Raw genomic sequence first — 20790 nt, 5'->3', positions numbered from 1 at the left:
TTGCTGCACTCGAATTATTTTGGGTATATGTTTCACATACGGATGAGGTTCTGGCTTCCTTTGCAGCCAATACTAGCGATAAAAATGCGAATAATGTCAGCATCCAACCTGATGGTCGGATGAAAACAATATCGCAACGGGAGTTATTGCATGACACAGATACGGGGAATAACGACAAGACTGAAAATAATATAGTAGAAGTCAATAAAGAGGGTAATACTGGAATTTGAGAGTCGGCGTTGAAGCCCTCGTAACAACGAGTCGATTGAGTAAAACCTTTGTTTTGTCTTAACAGCCCAATCATGGACTCTACCATTAGCGATCCCCGCAGTGATAAACATCAGCCTAAGCTATGCACCGTGTGAAAAATACCGCCGTATGATTACAGTATAATGACACTCTTAAGTTTCGCGAGATGAAAATGTAAAAAAATATAATTTCTTTATGTGCTCACTTTTTACTCTAATTGTTTTATAGATCGCGCTATAGCTAAGCTAATTATTTCGCCTTTACACCTTTTTATCTATTATTAGCTTTATTTAGAAAAATTAGACTGAATAATTTATCTATAAAACAGCAATATAGGATCAATGCATTTAAATCAGCACACCATTAGCGACAAACTCTTAAATCCTGTAATCGTACTTTTTGCCGGCCCTGGCTATCAAAGTTTTCTGCGGCTAACCAATCATTAAATGCTTGCTTAATTAATGGCCAGTCTCTGTCAGTTATCGAGTACCAATTGGTGTCTCTATTGCGCCCTTTCGTCACGATTGCCTGACGAAATTGCCCTTCGTACTGAAAACCAAAACGAGATGCCGCAGAGTTAGACGGTTCATTTAACGAATCACATTTCCACTCGCAGCGCCGATAGCCTAATTCATCAAAAACATAATGTAATAGCAGATATATGGCTTCTGTTCCTGCCGAATGACGTTTTAACCGTGGCGACCAATTAACAGAACCAATCTCAATTACGCCGTTTTTTTCATCAATACGCTGCAACCCTACAGTGCCCAATGCATCACCCGATAGCGAATCAACCACGGTGTAATGGAAAGCATCATTGGCATTAATTAACTTTTGCAGATAATGGTAAAAGTCATCTTCATTCTCAGGACGCTCACAATAAAAATAGGTCCAGTCCCGCGCATCATTAATGAGATGGTAAGCCTGAAAGAGTGATTTTGCATGTTTATCGGCATGAACCGGTGTCAGATAGCAAAAATGGCCGGATGGGATTTCTTGCTTAGGTGTTTGCGCTGACGGCCAATCAACTAATTCCGCACCGATAGTTTGTCCGAACTGATTTTGTCTCACTGTGTGCTCCCGTTAAACCCCGTTGTCAAAAGAATATCAATGAATTACCAGACGTAATAGCTGCGCACGCGGTAATTGCGGCTAAAGCATAGCAATATATAAGCAGAGTGGATAAATAAAGTGGAGTTTTGCGGTATTTGCTATTGGAGATAGTATCTAAAGAAACGGAAATAACGTCTGAATACCCAATATCAGCCCACGATGGTGTGTTATCAGGTATTCAGCGATGATTGCCCATCACCCTCTGCGTAAATTGATAACCGGAGCGACTTGCGGCAAGTGCAGCCCTTCCTTCACCTCCAGCAGATGCCCATGTTCATCGTTATACAATGTGAGACACGAACCGGTTTGCAATTGGGTAATCATCTCACTCGTCATTTCCATACTATTAGCCAGCTCATCGTCATCCAGATGAGGTCGGTGCCCGCGGCGCTCAACTTGAAAACGCACCTGATTATATTTTGCCCAGACAATCAGCACGACAGCATTAAATGCCGCAATCGCCGCATACAAGGCAAGAGTGGTCAGGCTGGCGAGGATATACATTCTGAACGGAATCGGCCCCATGTTCGGCGCCCTGCCGATCATATCGAAAAAGCCCTTTACAAACAGGAAGATAAAACCGAACCAAGCTAAAGCGGTAATAATAATGTCGATCCAGCGTGGGATGAACCGCTGCTCGGTATGAATCAGAGGTGTACTCATGGTTTTACCCTCCCGATCCCGCGATCCGGGCTGACCCAGCGCGCACGTTGACGTTTGGTGTTCAGCATGACTTTTGGGAACGATACTACGGTGGTAAACAAGCTCAGCATCCAGTAAACCATCGGATACCAGATAATCCAAAACAGTGAGTTACCCAATTTTTGCTCATAGCGCCGTTCAATCACCAAACTGATAGCAAACTGCAACAGACAGGTCAGCGCTAATACCATCCCGGTAAACGCCGGGGGGAAGACACTTTGTACATGAATACCCGGCGGGAGAGTAATAACCATGCCCAACAGGAACAGGATAATACTGAACAGGTAAGTAAACGCCCAAGTAATTGACAGTGAATACTCAAGGAACAGCAGCCACATGCGGCGATTACGCCAACGCCACAGCTTAAACATGTTTTTCAGGAAAACCTCAGCTCCGCCCTGCGCCCAACGCAGCCGTTGTTTCCATAAACCTCTTAATGTTTCTGGCATCAAAATCCAGCATAACCCACGCGGTTCAAAGAACACCGACCAGTGCCTGATTTGGAGTTTCCAACTGATATCAATATCTTCAGTTATCATATCCGGGCTCCAATAGCCCACATCGGCCAACGCCCGGCGGCGAAAAGCAGCCACCACACCCGATACCGTAAATACCTGACCATAAACGCGCTGAGTTCGTTTAATCAGGCCAATGATCGAGGAGAATTCCCCCACCTGAACACGGCCAATCAACGTGGATCGCGTGCGAATACGTGGGTTACCGGTTACGGCTCCAGTGCGCGGGTTGGCAATCAGTGGGGCAACCAGATAGGGCACGGCTTTGCTGTCAAGCAAAGCATCACCATCGATACAGACCAGATACTCGCTGCGCGCCGCTGCGGCCCCCATACGCAAAGCAATGGCTTTGCCCTGATTATGTGCCAGATGAATAACACGCAAGCGTGGATCTTTCGTCAACATAGCATCCAGCACTTGTGCTGTATTGTCGCTGGAGCCATCGTTAATCGCGATCACTTCAATATTGGTATAGGTCTGAGCCAGTGCAGCATGGATGGTTTCTCGCGCATTCAGCCCCTCGTTAAAGCAAGGGATTAAAATAGACACCAATGGATTGCCTTTCAGCTCCGGAGCTGGCACATCATCGCCCCACGGCCAGCGTCTTTCCCGACGTAACCAAAAGTAGAGACCTCCGGTTATCCAGATCCCAGACATAAAGAGTGGATAGAAGAAAACAAAATTCAGCAGCACATCACCGGTAAAGAGCAGGATTAAACCCACGGGGATACTCAGTACCAGGCAGAGAATGAGTAACGCAATTATTCTATCGATCATATAAAGGATACCAGGCAGAAGATAGCACAGGACGGACATCTTTTAGCGGCGGTTCGCCAGTGATAAAGTTATCCGGATAGTAACCAAAATTTTGTGCGCCATTTAATTGCAACTGGCGCATCCATCCCGCCAGTATCGGGCCACTGATGGCATTGCTGCCCTCTGGCTTGGTCCAGTCCTTCGATTGCAGTTCAAATACCGTTTTATTCAGTGCACCTGGACGCTGCGCAACTTTGTTAACCAATTGCGCTAGCCACTCATTAGAATCTGATAATGGCACTTTCTCCATTAACGGCATTGCCATTGGGGCAACCCAATCATAGTTAGCCAGAAAATCATCAAAGTTCTGCGCAAACCAAGCTTCGCTTTCCGGTTCTAAGATAGGCATTGCAAATATATTACGGGCAGACTTCACTTGTGGGCCACGGACATCACGAACCTGACGCGTTAATTCATTGGTGAAATCAACCAAATATTTACTTTTATAGCGCGTCCAGCGGGCCATTGTTTCCGGGTCTTGACGTATTGTGACGATTGAACCAGGGAAACCTGCTTTTTCATACGCACGAATCGCATCCGGCGACGCATCTTCAAAATCAGACATCACCGCATCGTCGTGATAAAGGACGCCTTCAATTGGCGCGCTATAGGCCATATCGCGATAAATATCGATAATGCGCTGCCTGACTTCAGGGTTAAATGGCGACAGGCGACGATATTGGTCCGGATCGATACTTGTTTTACCGGTTTTCGGATCAATACGTTCAATCCGTGGCAAAGAAGGGTCCATCTCAAATGCCAGCACGGGCATCCAGGCATACACATTAACATCTGGCCGTGAGGCTAATTGCCATGCAACGCGGTTAAACAGATTTTCACGCATCGGAATCCAGCGGTTCGGGAAGTAAACCTGCCGAATATTGCCATCCCCTTTAGGATCAGAAAACGCTTGCAGAAACACTGTCGTAACACGTAAATCAGAAATACGTTGCACCAGTTTGTCAAGATTCTCCTTTTCCTGCACCGGGTCCGGATCATAGAGATAATCCAGATCAACATGCGCAACCCGCATGATGCCTTTTTCCTGAACCGAGGTGATCAACTGGGTAAAGTCTTTTAACGACGGGTTATTGCTGATAAGAATACGCGGTATATTCATCAGGTCATTAACGTTACCAATGCCCGGCTCCAGCGTCATTGCCATTTGATAACCGTGTTGGCGTAAAATGGTTAATACTGTTCCGCTCGGCGCACCGTATGGCCAAACCCAAACCCGCGGTTGTTTCCCTGTAGCTTGGGTAAGACGCTGGGTTATCAACGTCACATCTTTTTCCATCCGTTGCTTGAAAGCCGCTTCCGTTTCGTACTTTTTCGTTTTAGGGTCATAGATCAGATTGGCAGCAGCGGGTTCAGTATTCCCCTGTGGGTTAGCAAGCACACCATAGTGTGATGCGTAGGTATGTGCTCCGATTTCGATCAGTTTTGATTTAGACATTTCACTGATCTGTTTCCAGCTAAGGAAACGGGCGCGATCGGTGCTTAACCCACCGAAATCTACTTTTTTATTCACTGGCGTGTCAATCCACACCCCAACCGGGGCCAGAACCGCACTAAACTTATTAGCTTCTAACAACGGGTATACACGGTTATAAAAACTGCTATAACCATCGTCGAAGGTAAGTAATACGGCTTTATTCGGTAACGGTGTGCCACCGTTATGTGCGGCTAAAATCTGATCAACGGAAACGATGTTATAGCGATTATCCTTCAGCCAGGCTAACTGTTCACTTAACGCGCTGCTTCTTACCGACAGATAACGTTGGTCTGCGGAATCATCTTCAACATCATGGTAAGCAATAACTAAAAAGGTATTCTTTTGCCACGGCCGTTCACTGAATGGCAATGCACGTTCAGCAGGAGGAACAAATACCGGTTTCTCGGCATAACAGACAGAGACCATTGCCGTTATCATTCCAACGACAAGTATCCGGATAAAAAAGAGTATCTTCGCCATAGCGACTTCCCTTAGAAACGGTAATTCAAATCGAAAGCGAGCGAGAGATTGTGCTCACGGACACCATCATAGGGGCGTTTATCATAGGTAACAGCCACGCCGGTATCCACGACATCATTCCATTGAACACGTTGCCCATAAGCTGCCGCGGTTGCCAGACCATTACCGTAGTTTTTCTCCCAATAACCACCAACACCTAGCTGAATCTGTTGGCTCCAGATAGTTTTATAATGACGATACATAATGTGGTTGAGGGTAATAGCAGGAAGGTAGGTGAAATCCCTTTTTGGGTTATAGTAAATAACGTCTGCTTTGGTGTTTGTGCTCGCCGCCAGACCCAGGCTGAAATCGGCTGTCAGATAAGGCCCGCTCCAGATGCGCTGACGCCCAATTAACCCATATTCCCACCGCTTGTTACCGTCAGAGAAATCTGACGGTGTCACATTAAATGCCACATCACGCCGTTCATCGGCTTTCCAGAGCACAAAAGCAGAAGCGCTGTTGGAGGTGATATTATTTTTCATAGCCCGCAACGGGGTTTCTTTGGCTAATCTTTCGACTCCCCCCCCCACCCGCCAGTGATCATTAAAATCGTACCACGTCGATATTCGGGCACCGGTTTTATTGCCAAAACCGTAATTCTGATTATTGACCTCAGCCTCAACCCAGTGATCACGAGACGTCCATTCGCCCCCTAACCGCATAACGCGGTTAATCCCCTTTCCTTCCTCAAATTGCGCATTGTCATAGCTGCCACCACCAAATATACGCCAGTTTTCAGCTATCGGCCGGCTATAGAGTAGAGTTTCAATGCCAAAATCCTTGCTACCACTGACCGGGCTATTAGAAGAAATGGTGTGGTTACCGGTAACACGCAGTTCATACATATTATGCACTTTGCGCTGCCGGTCTAATTCCTGAGAAGGCACATCTTCCGGCGAGCGAGTAATAACATCATCAGTTAATAACTCCATCTGGTGCCATTCCTGCAAGTCCATCGCCGTTTCAGCTTGCGCACGTTCCAATATAAGACTGCGCGGAGCCAATGATTCTACCGCTTTCAGCTCTTGTTCTGATTTGCGCGGTAAATCTCTGGCCAAATAAACACTCGCTAAGGCAATACGTAAATTCTGGTTCGCCGGCGCAGTGCCAGATAGCGTTTCCAGCTTTTTCTGTGCCGCAGGCAGATCATTCAATGCTACCAAAGATTGAATCAACAAGGTCTGACCTTCCATCCAGTCCTCATTCGGTTGTTTACCTGGCAGACCATAAACACCCACCTGATATGGTGTTTGCTCGCTATAGTTCTTAGCGAACTGATGTGCTTTATCCAGTTGTTCACTTTCATTCAACGCGTAATAGAGGTCATCAGCATCCAGTAAATCCTCACTATTGCGGAACGTTTTTCCGTCGGCGTAATAGAGACTGGTGAGGATCGGTGCGGCTTTTTCTGGCATCCGGCGGTCAATATAGGCAGAAGCGGCCCAACGGCGGGCATAGTCAGGCATTTTATAGCCCTCAGCGTCCATACTTTCATACTCTTTAATCAGCTCAGCAGTATTACGGCGAACCAATAATGCACCTAATCTATCAATGCGAGCACGTTGATAGTCAGCCTGCGCGTCAGGGTATTTACTCCAGCGAGTGAGCAAATCCTGATAATCGGCCAATGCCTGATCAGCGATATAAAACCGTTCCGTTTCACTGCGCGTTGGTAACTGCGCCATGCGCACCTGTTCTGCGGCGGCATCTCTCTCAAGCTGTCGATACTGTTCAGCCGAAACTAATCTCGGATTTTCTCGGGCAAGTTGCAACGCTGGATCAGCAATACGGTTTCGTTGCAGAATTTCCAGATGGTTTTTTAATACTGCATCGGATTCAGGAGCCAGCCGTACAGCCTCGCTGGAAGCCTGCAAAGCATCGTAATTATGGTTGGTCGCGCGGTTTAGATAGGACAAGGTCATATAGTTTTTCGCCGAAGGATCACGCTCGGTTAATTCTTTGGCTTGCTTCAAAGCCTCACTACCGCGCCCGGAATCGGCCTGAGTCATGATCATACCCGTGATAAGATCAGGGTTTGTCGGGTCTTTCTTTAAACTGCTTTGCCATAATGCCAGTGCCTGATCCCAGCGTTTTTCGTTGCGATAGGCGCGCGCCGCAGAGGCGAGGCCGCGCGAGGAGAGATTCATTGAGGAATGATAACGTTCATAAACATCAATCACTTCCTGATCACGCCCTGCCCAGCCGGCAATTTGCAGCCAGTCGTCGACCTGACCACTATTAAGTGGCCCAGCGTTAGATTCTTGTTGTAAATAATTAAGGACCGGTGCGGTATCCCCCGCTCTGGCTTTGATGATTAATGAATCATACGGTGTCTGGGCCAAAACGGAATTGACTGAAAGGCCGGAAATTAGTAGCGCTAATAAAGTGATTCTGTGCTGGCACAAAGGGCGCAGCAGTGTCGTAAATGCGTTATACATTATATAACCCTTAAGCCAGCCACTTGTTTGATGTTCAAAGAAAGCTACTTCATGAACGTCCATTTTCATTATCTAATGATGATGAAATGGTATCCTTAGAATGTATTACAGCATGTTACATAGGATAGCTGAAAGAAAATACTGTTGTCGAATTATTATAGAATATTGTTATTTCAGCGATTAATAGAGGTGGAAATGTACCAGGGGCGTTTATTTAGATGAGAGTAAGATTATTCTTAGTTTTAAATAGTTTAAAACACTTGAATATTGATACTAAATACTTTTATTGAAAGAATGCTGCGATACAGTATTGTGCTAAAAGATCGCACAAATTGATTTTACCTCGGCCTCATAAGGCAATGTACCGCGTGTCGTGTTTAATTTATCAACTATTTTTATGTTTTCCACTGACTCAGTAACGAGAATTTTGTGGCTGAGAACACTATCACTCACCTTATAATTAAATTTAGAAATACTGAATTACGAATATCGTTAGAAACAGTAAAAAATAGAGAATTAAGACAATTTATCATTTAACCCTCTATTTTATACCTGTGGTTTTATACATCTCATTATATTTGTTAGCTTATAACTATTTATATAATGAAAATAAGCATTCCTTTCATATATGATGAGAGTGTAGACACCGTTTAATAACAGTGCCGTAAGTCACGTTCCAATGTACTTAAAAACTCAAAACCACTGTCTGTAATGAGAATCATATCTTCCAGCATGATAGAACCAACCCCGATACCGTAATAGGGCGTCTCCAGGCTCAAGACCATACCGGGACAAAATGTTTCGGTCGCCAATGTGCTGACAAACGGAGCCTCTTCTAGCCCCAAAAATACCCCATCTCCGTGACCAAGATGCCCACGGTTATAGTACGGTAGGCCCGCCTTTTTGATAACATCCATCGTAGAATCAAAAACATCTTTTAATTTCATGCCGGGCGCTACCATCGATAACATATGCTCATGGCCCGTTCTGATGGTGTCATATAGCTGCTGTGTCAGTGCATCCGGTTCTCCCAGCACAAAGGTTCTGGCTAAGTCAGCACCATAACCGGCAACATCCACTCCACAGTCAAATTTAATTAAATCGCCCCATTTGGCGGGCGTTTCATCAGCCATTATTTTGGGTGAAAAATTATCGCCAACTGAAATAAGATTGAAACGCGAGAAGTTAGTTTCCGGGCATCTCATCACTGCGGCTTTAAATGCTGCCGTCAACTCTGCCGCAGTACAACCTATACGAATATTCTTCGCCGCACTCGCAATGCCCAACTCGGTAATTTGTGCAGCTTTACGCAGGTGTGCTATTTCCCACGGGCTTTTGATCATTCTGATTTCATTGAACAACGGGGTAGAATCAACCAGCTTCAGCCCGGGGATCACCTTATCTAATACGCCCTTACCGCCGTTGGACATGGCATGTAATTCGATAGCGATGGTTTTGTTAAGTACTCCCGCCTGTTCCAGCGCCGCTTTGACTAAACCAAAAACAGTTTCAACCGGCGGGCCAATGGGTCGCTCGCGTAATTTTTGGTGATTAAGAGGATTACGGGGATCATCAACATCGACCCATACCGGAAAGGTTTTAAGTTCCACATGGGGCATATCGAAATGTGTGCTGGCGGCTTCAAATTCATTCATGATGATTTGCGTCGCAATTGTTTCATCCCGAAACATCACCGCAACAGCAGCACCGGTATGCCTGAAGGTATACATAAAGAAACTGGCGACCCCGGTGAGATAATAAAAATTATCACATACGGTAACCACCAAAGCATCAAGCCCCTCTCGTTCCATAACCGTGCGAGCCTTGCGACTTACCGCGTCTAAATGCGCAATCTTTTCTTTATTCACCAATCTTTCCTTCAAATCTGATTTTATATTTACACTGAATAATATACTTAAAATCATTGAAATTGCAGGTAAGCGGCGAATACACCTTACCTCAGGTTAATCAACGATGTAATTTACCGACATAATGCCTTTCTTTTCCGATATAGACTGCACACTGACGTGGCCTAGCTCCCGCAACGAGCTGACATGGGTACCACCACACGCATAAGCGGGTAAATCACCAAATCCAACTTCTCGGAAATCACCCTGTACTGATATCTGCCGACGTAAATCCTGGCTGATAAATTGTTGTAAGGCGGACTGAATGATATTTATATCAATGGGTTGAACGTTCTCAGCACGTTTAAATGATACTCGCCCCTCTCCTGGCCAATGATGTGCTTTCACCGGCAACCAACCATAGCGTTCACCTATATTGCCAATTAAATGTCCAGCGGAGTGCATCCGTGTATTCAGGAAGCGCCGTTCACTGTCGGTACAGGCAGGATGCCAGCCCAACGTCACGGGCTGTTGCAAATAGTGAAGCAAATGGTCTTGCTGTTGAACGACGCGCAATACCTGACTCGTGCCTATCCAACCGGTATCAGAAGGCTGCCCACCCCCTTGCGGATGGAAAATCGTCGCCTCAACTATAACGGCAAATTGCTCATTATCAGGGGTGCAGCTAAGGACATTAACATCCGTAGTCAGCATATCATTATCAAAAAATAGACGGGTTGTCATAATCATTATCCTTTTATCATTTCCATTATGATTATATTGATGTCAGGCTAGATTGATAATCCGTCACATACTCAAAGGACTGTTGCGCTGTGAGCACAAATCTTCCTCTGGCTTTGCTAAGCGAAATGGCTATTTTCGTTAAAGTGGTAGAAAGCGGTAGTTTTTCTGCCGTCGCACGCCAGTTAGGTGTTTCTCCTTCGGCAATCAGCCGCAGTATCAGTAGGTTGGAGAAAGCACTGGCCACCCGCTTATTACAACGAACAACGCGTAAACTGCGTTTGAGCCAGAGTGGTGAAGAGGTTTTTAAGCGCTGTAATGTGATGCTTAGTGCTGCAAATTCGGTGATGGAAGTCAGTGGTCAGTACAATCAGGAACCCGAAGGGCTTATTCGCATCAGCATACCGAAAGCGGTTGGGCGCTTTGTGATTCATCCGCATATGCCTGAGTTCTTACGCCGCTACAGTAAAATAGATGTGCAACTGATATTAGATGACCACTATGTTGATCTCATTGATGAAAATATAGATTTAGCCATTCGGATTACTGACCAACCTCCACCGGGTATGATCGGGCGGCAATTGATGGATATCGAACATTTGCTGTGTGCCACACCGGAGTATCTCGCCAGCCGTGGCACTCCTTCACATCCCCATGATTTAGCACACCACAGTTGCATCTATCTGGGCGAGACGCCTGGAGATGCCCGCTGGAAATTTCGGCAGGGCAATAAAACGGTGACGGTTGCTGTGCGGGGCCGCTATGCGGCCAACCATACCGGCGTCCGGTTAGATGCTGCGCTACAACATATTGGCATCGGCAGCTTACCTTATTTCACCGCTCGTACCGCATTGCATCAGGGATTGATCGTACAGGTATTACCCGAGTGGCGCTTTGTCAGCTCATACAGTGGCGGTTTATGGCTGCTCTACCCGCCAACACATTATTTACCCGTCAAACTGCGCGTATTTATTGACTATATTGTCTGTTGTTTACGTGGTGAACCCAACTTACCGCCCCGCTCCCGTTAAATCATCAGCGGGTTCGCATGGAATAGTGAACAGCAAATTGGATACGTCACTACAATTACGGTTTTTTAGCCAGCAAGGTCGCAAAACGCAGTTTTATACGATTACCTTCGGCATCGGTTTTATGTAACTGCCCTACGTCCTCGTTATATTTAATAATTTCCCAATCTTTATAATATTGTTTCAACTCCCCTGACTGGAGAGTAAAGGAGAAAGGAACCGTGCATGGGAAATCATCCGTCGACATGGCAGAGATAATCAGATTATAGCCGCCAGACAAAGTACACCCCTGCATGTCATTGATAATATGTGGGATTCTTTCCGGCTGTAGGAACATCAGTACCACGGTTGAAAGAATGAAATCGTAGCGTTGCGCCAAAACAGCATCATTGATATTGTAAATATTAGCGGTAATATTTTTCAGCTCTTCCCGCTCAATGATCTGCTGTAAGCTGCTAATACTGTCACTATTTTTATCCACCGCAGTCACATCAAAACCCAATAAATTCAGATACAGTGAATTTCGCCCTGAACCGCAGCCTAAATCCAGTGCTTTACCGGGATTAACCGCTTTCACGGCTGCAATCACTTCGGAATGTGTTGGTGTTAGATTATATTTTTTATGATAGAAATCTTCCACGGTGCAATAAAAACTTAGCTGGCATTGCAGATCATCTGAACAGGCGGCTATGCGATGCCAGACTTGTGGCTCAATAAACGGAGGTTGCTGTTCGTTGGTGAAAGTATGTCTTTCCAGAGTATTACCTGTTTCATCCAGAATAAGGAAGTCCATCTCCCCACTCAAAATGGTCAATTTGGCCCAAGTACCGGCTTTGGTATTGTGTTTCTCCCGAAACATCGTCGGCACGTTAGCACTGTGCCAGACCGGTAATGTCTTATAACAAAGCAGCGCTGAGTTGTTTTCCATGCTGAGATTCCTCAAATAAACTAAAGATGCATTTTATATGCAACATATAATACAGCATTAATACTCTAATTTGAAGTGTGCCATTCAAACAATGCCTATAAGAAATACAGCTAATTTTAGCTATTAAATCATAAGCCTATCGCGTTAAAAGGGCCGGCATTATGGACTTGGCTGCTTTTTATAATCGTTTTTTTAAACTCTCAATATGATCAGCCAACTTTTGAATATCTTCATCGCTCAAATGAGCTTTGGCTTTATTGCCCCTGCCGATAATTTTACCATCGCGTCTCTCCGTCAGGCCACTGACCACCTCATCACGGGATAAGGATATTAGCGGCGGCGCTTTGTCCAAGCCTTTTCTGTTAGCTGAACGCCCGTGACAGCTTGAGCAGGTTTGTTGGTAAATATGCTCACCGTCAGCAGCGGTTTGTGCTGTTGCATTAAATACCACCAGACTTGCCGCTAGCAGCAATACTTTCATTATGCACCTGCAACCCACTGTTTAAACGAAGCTGTCAGCGCCTGCTCGTCACGCGATCCCTGATGTAATTCGGTGACCTTACCGTTAGGGTCTATCATGAAAGAGGTAGGCGTACCAATTACCTGATAACGCTCTTGGGTAATTCCCAATTGATCGCGAATCACTGGATAACTGATATTGCGCTGTGCCAATACCGGGTTGATATCCACTTGTTGCGGATCGGTGTTGATTGCCACCACCACCACACTGCCTTGATATTCCTTACTCAACTTATCCAGTGTTGCCATTTCAGCCAGACAGCCACCGCAACTGGCAGACCAAAAATTAAGATACACCGGCTTACCTTTCCATTGTTCAAGCGCAACAGGTTTTCCTTGCAGGTCATAAGCAGCCAGCTGTGGTGCCGCCTCACCTACGGCAACCTCTTCTTGCTTACAAGCACTGAGCAACAATAACAAACCACCCATACTGAGCATTTTCAATAGATTACGCCACATGATGACGACTCTCTTCATTTAGATATTTGCCGTGTTGCAAGCGGATAACCCTATCTGCTATACAACCTAAATCCGGATTATGGGTCACCATGACAATGGTTCTACCCTGTTGGTGGATATGATTTAACAAATCCAACACCCGCTGTTCGTTCTCTTCATCAAGGTTACCGGTCGGCTCATCGGCAAAAATAATCGGCGGCTGATTAACCAACGCCCGTGCGATACAGACCCGCTGCTGTTCACCGCCCGAAAGCTGACTGGGTAGGTGCCCCATACGTGGCGTCATCCCCACCTGTTCCAGCACCTGTCGGGCGGCGTCTTCATCAACCACACTGTGATAATGCTGCGCCAACATGATATTTTCTAGTGCCGTCAGATAAGGAATGAGGTGAAACTGCTGGAAAACCAACCCGATTTTATCGGCGCGAAACTGCCGGCGCCCCTCTTCATCCAGCCGCGCAGCATCGATACCATCGAGCAATACCTGACCCTCGGTTGCCGTATCCAGACAGGTAAGGATATTCATCAGGGTGGTTTTACCCGAGCCAGATGCGCCCATAATCGCCACAAACTCACCACGCTTGATGCAGATATTAATATCATCTAGCGCGGTTACCTGCCCGAAGCGCTTATATAAATGCCGGGTTTCAATAACAGCATCGCGAATATATTCAGGCCGCCCCGGTGTTGCTGAAGATGTCATTTACTACTCTCCTTTCAGGACTTTAGCAGGTTCAATATGAATAGCCCGACGGGTGGGTACAATCGCCGCGACTGCGGCCACTAACAGCGACAATACCAGCGTCAAGGGTAATACCGGTGCGCGTAACGCAATTGCAGCACTGAATACCGCCTGCCCCAACACTTGCGCCAACACGTAACCTAACAAGGCACCGCTCACGGCGGCGGCCAACGAAATAATCAGTGTCTCTGTCAGTATTTGCCGAATAATATCCCGCCCACTGGCTCCGAGGGCTTTTTGCAGGGCAAATTCTTTCGAACGCTCAGCGACAATGGCCATCAGCGTGGTATTGACACACAAGGATGACAGCACGAGGATCACCACCGAAACCAGCCCCATCAAACCTTTGATCTTGTCGAGAACCTGACCTTCAGAGGCTGATACCTTACGAATCGGCCTGATTTCGAGATCCGGATATTGTTCACGCAAGTGACTGGCGAAGGTTTCAACTTGCCCCACATCGTTGCTGACACTGAGCAACGCATTGCTGATGCGACCTGGTTGGTTAAGCCATTTTTGCGCTAAATCTAAATTGACAATAAGCATGTTATCGGTCGCGTCTCCGGCCTCAACAATACCCTTTATTTGCAGCCGTTGACGGGTACCTTCACCGACTAAAGTAATGGTATCACCCACTTTAACGTGCAAACGTTCCGCGAGCTTGACGCCTATCATCGCATTGCGATCATCAAAACTGACCCCAATCCAATTGCCGCTCACCTGCCAATAAGGAACCAGCCGTTGTAAGGATTCAAACCACACCCCATTAACACCACTTTTTCCAGTTCGGTGCGCGCCATGCCATAAATATAAGGGCTGGAAGCATTGATTAGCCCTTGTGGGGCCACATCAATGATGGGTTGAAATGTTTTTTGTTCGAGGGTGCTGCCATGCCCAGGGCCGATGTAAAAGTTTGCACCAAAAGTACGTAGTTCTTGGCTCATTTTGGCATTGATATCGAAATAAACTGCCGACATCGCCGTGACAATGGCAGCACCGACGGTCAGCGCCGCAAATACCACACTAACCCGCTGCATACGCAGGCGCAGTGCCCGCAGCACCAGCCGCCAAAACATGCCATCACTGCCTTTACGCCGAGAGGGTCTGGCAGTAACAATTTTGCTATTAGCGGCCATAAAGTACCTCCACCGGATACAGTCGGGCTATACGCCGTGCCGGGAACCACGTCCCAATAACCGCAATCAATACCGATAGCACTAAAACACACGGCACCACCATCCAGGCAAAACTGAGTGGCGCACCAAATAGCATCAGGCCGATCGTTTTTGCCAGCCCCCAGCCCGCCAGACAACCGGCTAATCCACCAATAAGCCCACTGATCGCCGCCTCCAGATAGAACAGCATGAGGATCTGCCACTGACGGGCACCTAACGCTTTCATCAGACCAATCTCTTTGGCCCGCTCCATAATGGTACTGGTCATCAATGACGCAATTCCCATTGCCGCCGCAATCAATGCCGCCAGTGTCACCACCGCCAGTAACAACTGTATCTTCTCAATCACTACCCCCTCAGATGCAGCAACCTGCCAGATTGGACGAACCACCGAACCTGAAATCGCCTCTTCCAATTGATGGGCGATGGAGGACACATAGGCGGTGCAATACCACAGGTCGTACTCTTCGGCGTTGAGCGACTCAAGATTCTCACGCGCTTTGCGTGATAACTCGTTTTCCGGCACTGTCAGCGCCGAGACGCGCACCGCCTGAACTTTCCCCGCCAGCCCCAGCAACGATTGCACCGCAGTCAGTGGCATCACCAAACGCCCTTCCTCTTCACCACCGCTGCTGAGTATTCCACTGATTTTCACCGTCAACGGGCCAGATACGCCCTTAAGATGCAGTTCATCACCTATTTTCCAGCCGGTTTGCTGCGCCAGTTGTTTACCTAACAGCGCCTGAACCTCGCTGGCATCTGCTTTGACCGGCTCTTGTGGCCAATCACCACTCACTTGCCAGTACGGGCTAATAATCTGCTGACCGGTGTGGTAATCCTCTTCATCAGGCACATCTACCGGCTGATTAAAGTATGTCCCCAGCAGCGAAATCACATGGCCATTCGTTTCTGTCTCGCCACTCAAAAGTGGGGCGAAACCAACAATATTGTTACGCCAAAAAATATCTTTAATGTTGGGTAACTCAGTTTGATCAATAAAATCTTGCCCTGCCAGAGGGTTACTCCGTTCGCCAAACAATGAAGGTATTGCCACCTGACCGGCGGGTTCTATCAGGATATTGGCTCCGTATGATTTCAGCTCACGGGACATTTTATCGCCGATATCAATTGACACCGCCAGCAGCGAAGAGATTAGCCCCGCGGCAAGGAACACCGTGAATACCGCCAGTGATTTGCGCCGAACATTACGAAACCAAGACTGCTTCAACATGCGCCACAGCATAATTATGGGTTCTCCTGCGGCTGATCGTTTTCATCAGCAACCGGGGTGACAAACTGCTCTGGATGATCGCGGAAACGGTTGTAGTTGGCCTCTGAGGAGAAGAAATAGGTTTTGCCACCATAACTGTACTTATGCTCAGCGTTTTCATTCGTCAGGTGGCTCTTATCAACCGGATCAATGACATCCAGCTTTACCACGGTGGTGAAGTAATTAACCCCTGCGGTCAACGATGCTTTGGGGATAACCAGCTCCCGGTCATCACTTTTCCACCCCTCCAGCGGGATCGGGTTACAGCCGCCAGCCTTACCAATGGACGGAATAAAGATATGTACCGCGCAGGCCACACAAATGACCTGATTACCTTCCATCACATAGCCCTGATCACCGCACAGCAGACAGGCGTCAAAAACCACACTAAGGCGCAAGCGGTCCGGATAGCGGTTAATGATAAAAAAGCGCACCGCCTTACCATCATCTGCCACCCAAACAAAACGATGCAACTTCCCATCACGCACTTGCTCTACCGGAATATGAACCAAGCCATCAGCAGATAGCGTGACGGGTAGGGCTTCTGATAATTGTGGCGGCTGAGAGGCCACTTTATCCCAATAGAGTTGGCTGGCGGCCACGACAACCACGGCAAAAATTGACAAGCGCCAAATCCGCCGCACATTGCGGTAATTGGCCAGTGCTTTACGTTGAGCAATAGCCTCTGATGCCTTACTGACAATATGGTGGGCATAGCGCAGAGGTTGCAAATAACAGAGTGTTGTGAGAGCCAGTAGCAATGCACAAATGTAGTTCAGCCAGCGATGCCCATTGGTCACGAGTGCCACATAGCTCAGCAACGATTTGGTTAGGGCCACCACCTGTAACTTCATTAATAACAGAATGGCATCGCCACTGAGCGGTAGAATCAACAACAGGGTTAATATCGTCAACAGTGGCCAACGGCAACGGGGCAGTTGCCGAATCATCATCAGCAAGAGCACCGAACAGAACACAACCCAACCAAACGCCACGATAGTCGCCGCCAGATTGAGCAATAAATCAGTATTCACGACATGGGTATTGGTGAAAGCGCCTAAATTCGGGTTATTGCCCCAATTGAATGCGGCACCGAATACCAACAACGCCTGCCAGAAATAGCCTAATGACACGCGGCGAATAAATTGACTGAGGAAGAATAACAACAGTGACAGAATTTGAATTCCTGCCAATGCCAACTGCAATTGTTGTGATTTAGGATAATAAGTACCGGCCCAAATCCCCAAGACGACCATCACCAGGGTTATCCATACCACACGATTCAGCGCAGGCGCTGGCCGGGTTGCCCAATTTAACCCTAATAGCAATGCCACAGGTAAAAAGGCTTGCAGTACGGAGACAAAAAAATAGCTCATTAGCCCACCTTGGGTATAGCTGTCATATTTACATAGTGTCGAGAATAACCACTCTTTTACTGCTGTTCAGTCTACAACGATGCATCATGAAAAAAACCGCGATCACGGTGTCAGTCATCGCGGTTCTCATTATCAATTCAAGCCGACATATTTGAAGTCGTAGCTCACATCGAAGGGTTTCCACCAGCGACCAACACCGGTTTCACTGTCGGTATGACGATGCAAACCCGCTTTCGATGGTTCGCTAATGTGATAGGTCACTTTATAGTTACCCACCCCCATCATCTTGATATTTGCCCCGTAGTGCGGCCCATCGCTGGCGACCATCGGCATGAACGTCCCTTCCTGCTTGGCACCGGTATCGGTGTTCACTAGCGTATAAGCAATAGTCAGGTACGGCATCCATTCACCGGCCCCAAAGCCATTTTTATTACCTTCAGTCGCATGAATGTCCGCTTCCAGATGGATATCCGCTTTCGCCGCAGGCAAGCCCATGCCACGCGGTTCCATATCGATCGGTTGCAAATAGACGGCAGCGATTTCCATATCATTGATCTTAATAGGTTCGCCCGCAGGATACTCTTTGAAGGCAAAAGCGGCCGGTGCTGCAAAAATGCTGGCAATAATGCTACTGGCAATAATCGTTTTCTTCATCGTCATGGAACACACCCTCTGGTATCAATTATGATTACATTGTCGTTATTCACACCGGCATCATACCGGTCATTATGCGGTTACAGCATCGCCACGCCGTTGCATTACCCATAGAGCAACTAACGCAGCAATCACTAAAATCACCTGTGGAATCAGTGTTTCTATATAGGGGTAAATTCCCAACCAACTGATTTCTGGCACCCACGGCAGTAGCGTTGGCTCGAATAGTTTACCCTCAATCAGCTCAAGGACACTTTTACCGGCGAACACAAATGCCATCAGGTACATAAAACCACCGGTAAACATAAAGAAGGGTTTGAGTGGCAGTTTGACCACGGTGAAACGCATCACCAGGTATGCGGCCAGCAAGATGACACAACCGATGCCAAAACCGGCCAGAATCGACAAGTGACCGCTGGTACTGTTGGCATCCCCTACCAGCGCCAAATAGAACAGCACCGTCTCGGCCCCTTCGCGGTATACCGCCAGAAAGCTGGTTAGCCACAGCCCTACTATTGACCCACTGCTGAGTGATTTGGAGAATTTACCTTCGAGATAAGCTTTCCATTGGCGCGCTTCAGTTTTTGACAGCAGCCAGTAACTCATTGAGAACAGCATCACCACGGCAATCATCATGGTGAAGCCTTCCAGCAACTCTCGACTTTGCCCTGAATTAGCAAACAGCCACTGGAAGACAACGGCGGTCAGCACACTCGCAATTAGCGCCACGACCACCGACTGGCGGATCAGCGGCAGTTTGTCCTGATGGTTGTTTTTAACCAGATAAGCGACAATCGCCGCAACGATTAGCAATGCCTCCAGCCCCTCCCGCACGATGATAAGCAGGCTGTAGATAAACAGACTCCAATCGGTTTCATCGCCCTCACCCAGCATCTCCACCGCACTGGACAGGTCTTTTTGCAGTGCAACAGCCTCTACGTGCAACTGTTCTACCGGTTGCCCCGCTTTCATCAGGCTAACCAAACGGGTGAAATGCCCTTCTAAGGTTGATTTAAACGCAGCATCACGCGAACCCACTTTGTTTTCCATGCCACTGGCTTCGAACAAGTCAAAATACGTATCCTGTACCGACAGCATCGCAGGCGACGTCTGCCCTTGCTGGTATTGGCTAATCGCGTCAGTAATGGCCTGGTTTATCTTGTGGGAAACCGCGGCCCAGTCTGCATTAGGTTGTACGTCAGTATCGCTGGCGAAAGAAGATTGGCTTGTTGTCGGTTGGTCTGCGCTGACTTGCTGCTGTTCACGAGTGGTTGGTAAGCCCGGTAATATCTCTTCAATCGTTTGTAGCAAGCGGGTAACCTGATAAGCCACATCGGTCATTTGGCCCGGTTTGCGGGTCAAATCGATCAGTGCGGTGAACTGTTGGTTAATCGCCGCCGCAAGTTGTGAGGAACGATTACCGCGTACTGACATCTCCATTTCAGAGTTTTTAAACCCCTGATAATGGGCTTGTTGCACACTCTGGCTTGCGGCAGCAAGGTTGCCATCTTGATATTCACTGATAGCCTGTGCCAGCAGGTCATCGATGATTTTAAAACTCTGTTGCCAATAGACAGCAATATCGCTGTTCTCATAAGTCGTATGCTGTTGTTCTGCGGTGAGTTTATGCCCATCAGCTAATACCGGCAGCACGGCGTTTAGTTCGCCCTTGAGCCAGTTAATTTTATTATCAATCTCAGCCGAGGGTTTACCTTCACCGATCATCCGGCGAATTTCACCAAATGCGGCCTCCATCTGGTAACTTTTTTGTGCCGAAATATTGATTCGAATCGGCCCTTCCAGATTTTCAAACACCTCAAAATACGCCATCTGAACCGTGGTTCTGGCTTCATCATTCTTGTGTTGTTGATATAACTGAGAAGTTTTATCGAGACGAGATTGAATATCATTCACCCACTGCTGGTAATCTGCAGCGGCCCACGCTAATGAGACAGACAACAGCCAACAACAGCACAACAGAAAAGACTTGAGCCAAATTCGCATAATGGTGATGAGTATAAAGTTGATAATGAGATTTGTTTACATTAACACTAAATAAAGGAAATGTGTCTTGATCCGTATCAAATAATATTTAGTCTTTTGAATTTTCGTCTAAAAATGCGGCAAACGCCGCAATTCGGTGACGTGAGTGACTGCTGTTGGCAAGAGGATTAGGGGTGCTTCGCAGAGAGTCGCATGAG

Annotated in this window: 16 protein-coding genes and 1 pseudogene; 1 reads left to right on the top strand and 16 read right to left on the bottom strand. The window is 47.2% G+C overall.

Features of this window, described 5'->3' with window-relative positions:
• Positions 1 to 612 precede the first annotated feature (612 nt).
• The 7 genes from YALDO0001_RS00210 to YALDO0001_RS00180 all read right to left on the bottom strand — a co-directional run bounded on the left by YALDO0001_RS00210 (position 613) and on the right by YALDO0001_RS00180 (position 10441).
• The gene (locus YALDO0001_RS00210; protein WP_004698858.1) at positions 613 to 1320 is read right to left on the bottom strand and encodes a GNAT family N-acetyltransferase; all 708 of its coding nucleotides are present in this window, start codon (positions 1318 to 1320) and stop codon (positions 613 to 615) included.
• 237 nt (positions 1321 to 1557) lie between these two features.
• Complete coding sequence (gene pgaD / locus YALDO0001_RS00205) at positions 1558 to 2025, bottom strand: poly-beta-1,6-N-acetyl-D-glucosamine biosynthesis protein PgaD (protein WP_042839161.1); 468 nt, start codon at positions 2023 to 2025, stop codon at positions 1558 to 1560.
• Complete coding sequence (gene pgaC / locus YALDO0001_RS00200; protein ID WP_042839160.1) at positions 2022 to 3356, bottom strand: poly-beta-1,6-N-acetyl-D-glucosamine synthase; 1335 nt, start codon at positions 3354 to 3356, stop codon at positions 2022 to 2024. The genes pgaD and pgaC overlap by 4 nt, the downstream gene beginning before the upstream one ends.
• The gene (gene pgaB, locus YALDO0001_RS00195; protein WP_042546069.1) at positions 3346 to 5370 is read right to left on the bottom strand and encodes a poly-beta-1,6-N-acetyl-D-glucosamine N-deacetylase PgaB; all 2025 of its coding nucleotides are present in this window, start codon (positions 5368 to 5370) and stop codon (positions 3346 to 3348) included. The genes pgaC and pgaB overlap by 11 nt, the downstream gene beginning before the upstream one ends.
• Before the next feature lie 11 nt (positions 5371 to 5381).
• Positions 5382 to 7850 (bottom strand): poly-beta-1,6 N-acetyl-D-glucosamine export porin PgaA, encoded by a 2469-nt coding sequence (gene pgaA / locus YALDO0001_RS00190; RefSeq protein ID WP_042839210.1) that lies wholly within the window; start codon positions 7848 to 7850, stop codon positions 5382 to 5384.
• 650 nt (positions 7851 to 8500) lie between these two features.
• Complete coding sequence (locus YALDO0001_RS00185) at positions 8501 to 9718, bottom strand: M24 family metallopeptidase (protein WP_042839159.1); 1218 nt, start codon at positions 9716 to 9718, stop codon at positions 8501 to 8503.
• 96 nt (positions 9719 to 9814) lie between these two features.
• Entirely contained in the window at positions 9815 to 10441 is a 627-nt protein-coding gene (locus tag YALDO0001_RS00180; RefSeq protein ID WP_042839158.1) for a serine-tRNA(Ala) deacylase AlaX, read from the bottom strand.
• An 89-nt stretch (positions 10442 to 10530) separates the two neighbouring features.
• On the opposite strand from YALDO0001_RS00180, the gene YALDO0001_RS00175 reads away from it, so the two are divergent.
• Entirely contained in the window at positions 10531 to 11469 is a 939-nt protein-coding gene (locus tag YALDO0001_RS00175; RefSeq protein ID WP_042839157.1) for a LysR family transcriptional regulator, read from the top strand.
• A gap of 55 nt (positions 11470 to 11524) precedes the next feature.
• Here the strand turns inward: YALDO0001_RS00175 and tehB are convergent, their stop codons facing one another.
• From tehB to YALDO0001_RS00130, 9 genes and pseudogenes are all read right to left on the bottom strand, one after another.
• Positions 11525 to 12394, bottom strand: coding sequence for an SAM-dependent methyltransferase TehB (gene tehB / locus YALDO0001_RS00170; protein WP_004698845.1), 870 nt, complete (start codon positions 12392 to 12394; stop codon positions 11525 to 11527).
• 178 nt (positions 12395 to 12572) lie between these two features.
• On the bottom strand, positions 12573 to 12875 hold the full coding sequence (locus YALDO0001_RS00165) for a c-type cytochrome (protein WP_042839155.1): 303 nt from the start codon (positions 12873 to 12875) through the stop codon (positions 12573 to 12575).
• Positions 12875 to 13342, bottom strand: a complete 468-nt coding sequence (locus tag YALDO0001_RS00160; RefSeq protein WP_004698844.1) for a TlpA family protein disulfide reductase — start codon at positions 13340 to 13342, stop codon at positions 12875 to 12877. The genes YALDO0001_RS00165 and YALDO0001_RS00160 overlap by 1 nt, the downstream gene beginning before the upstream one ends.
• 19 nt (positions 13343 to 13361) lie before the next feature.
• On the bottom strand, positions 13362 to 14075 hold the full coding sequence (locus YALDO0001_RS00155) for an ABC transporter ATP-binding protein (protein WP_004698843.1): 714 nt from the start codon (positions 14073 to 14075) through the stop codon (positions 13362 to 13364).
• Positions 14076 to 14078: 3 nt separating this feature from the next.
• Positions 14079 to 15190 (bottom strand): annotated as a pseudogene (locus YALDO0001_RS00150) (ABC transporter permease).
• 49 nt (positions 15191 to 15239) lie between these two features.
• Complete coding sequence (locus tag YALDO0001_RS00145; protein WP_004698838.1) at positions 15240 to 16532, bottom strand: ABC transporter permease; 1293 nt, start codon at positions 16530 to 16532, stop codon at positions 15240 to 15242.
• 2 nt (positions 16533 to 16534) lie between these two features.
• Entirely contained in the window at positions 16535 to 17935 is a 1401-nt protein-coding gene (locus YALDO0001_RS00140; RefSeq protein ID WP_004698835.1) for a Fe-S-containing protein, read from the bottom strand.
• A gap of 132 nt (positions 17936 to 18067) precedes the next feature.
• Positions 18068 to 18595 (bottom strand): iron transporter, encoded by a 528-nt coding sequence (locus YALDO0001_RS00135; RefSeq protein ID WP_004698834.1) that lies wholly within the window; start codon positions 18593 to 18595, stop codon positions 18068 to 18070.
• Between the two features lie 66 nt (positions 18596 to 18661).
• The gene (locus tag YALDO0001_RS00130; protein ID WP_042839153.1) at positions 18662 to 20593 is read right to left on the bottom strand and encodes an FTR1 family iron permease; all 1932 of its coding nucleotides are present in this window, start codon (positions 20591 to 20593) and stop codon (positions 18662 to 18664) included.
• Positions 20594 to 20790: the final 197 nt, after the last annotated feature.

The organism is Yersinia aldovae ATCC 35236 (assembly GCF_000173735.1).
In the GTDB taxonomy this organism is placed as follows: domain Bacteria; phylum Pseudomonadota; class Gammaproteobacteria; order Enterobacterales; family Enterobacteriaceae; genus Yersinia; species Yersinia aldovae.
Note: the sequence above shows the minus strand (reverse complement) of the source record. Positions and strands in the feature narration are given on the sequence as shown.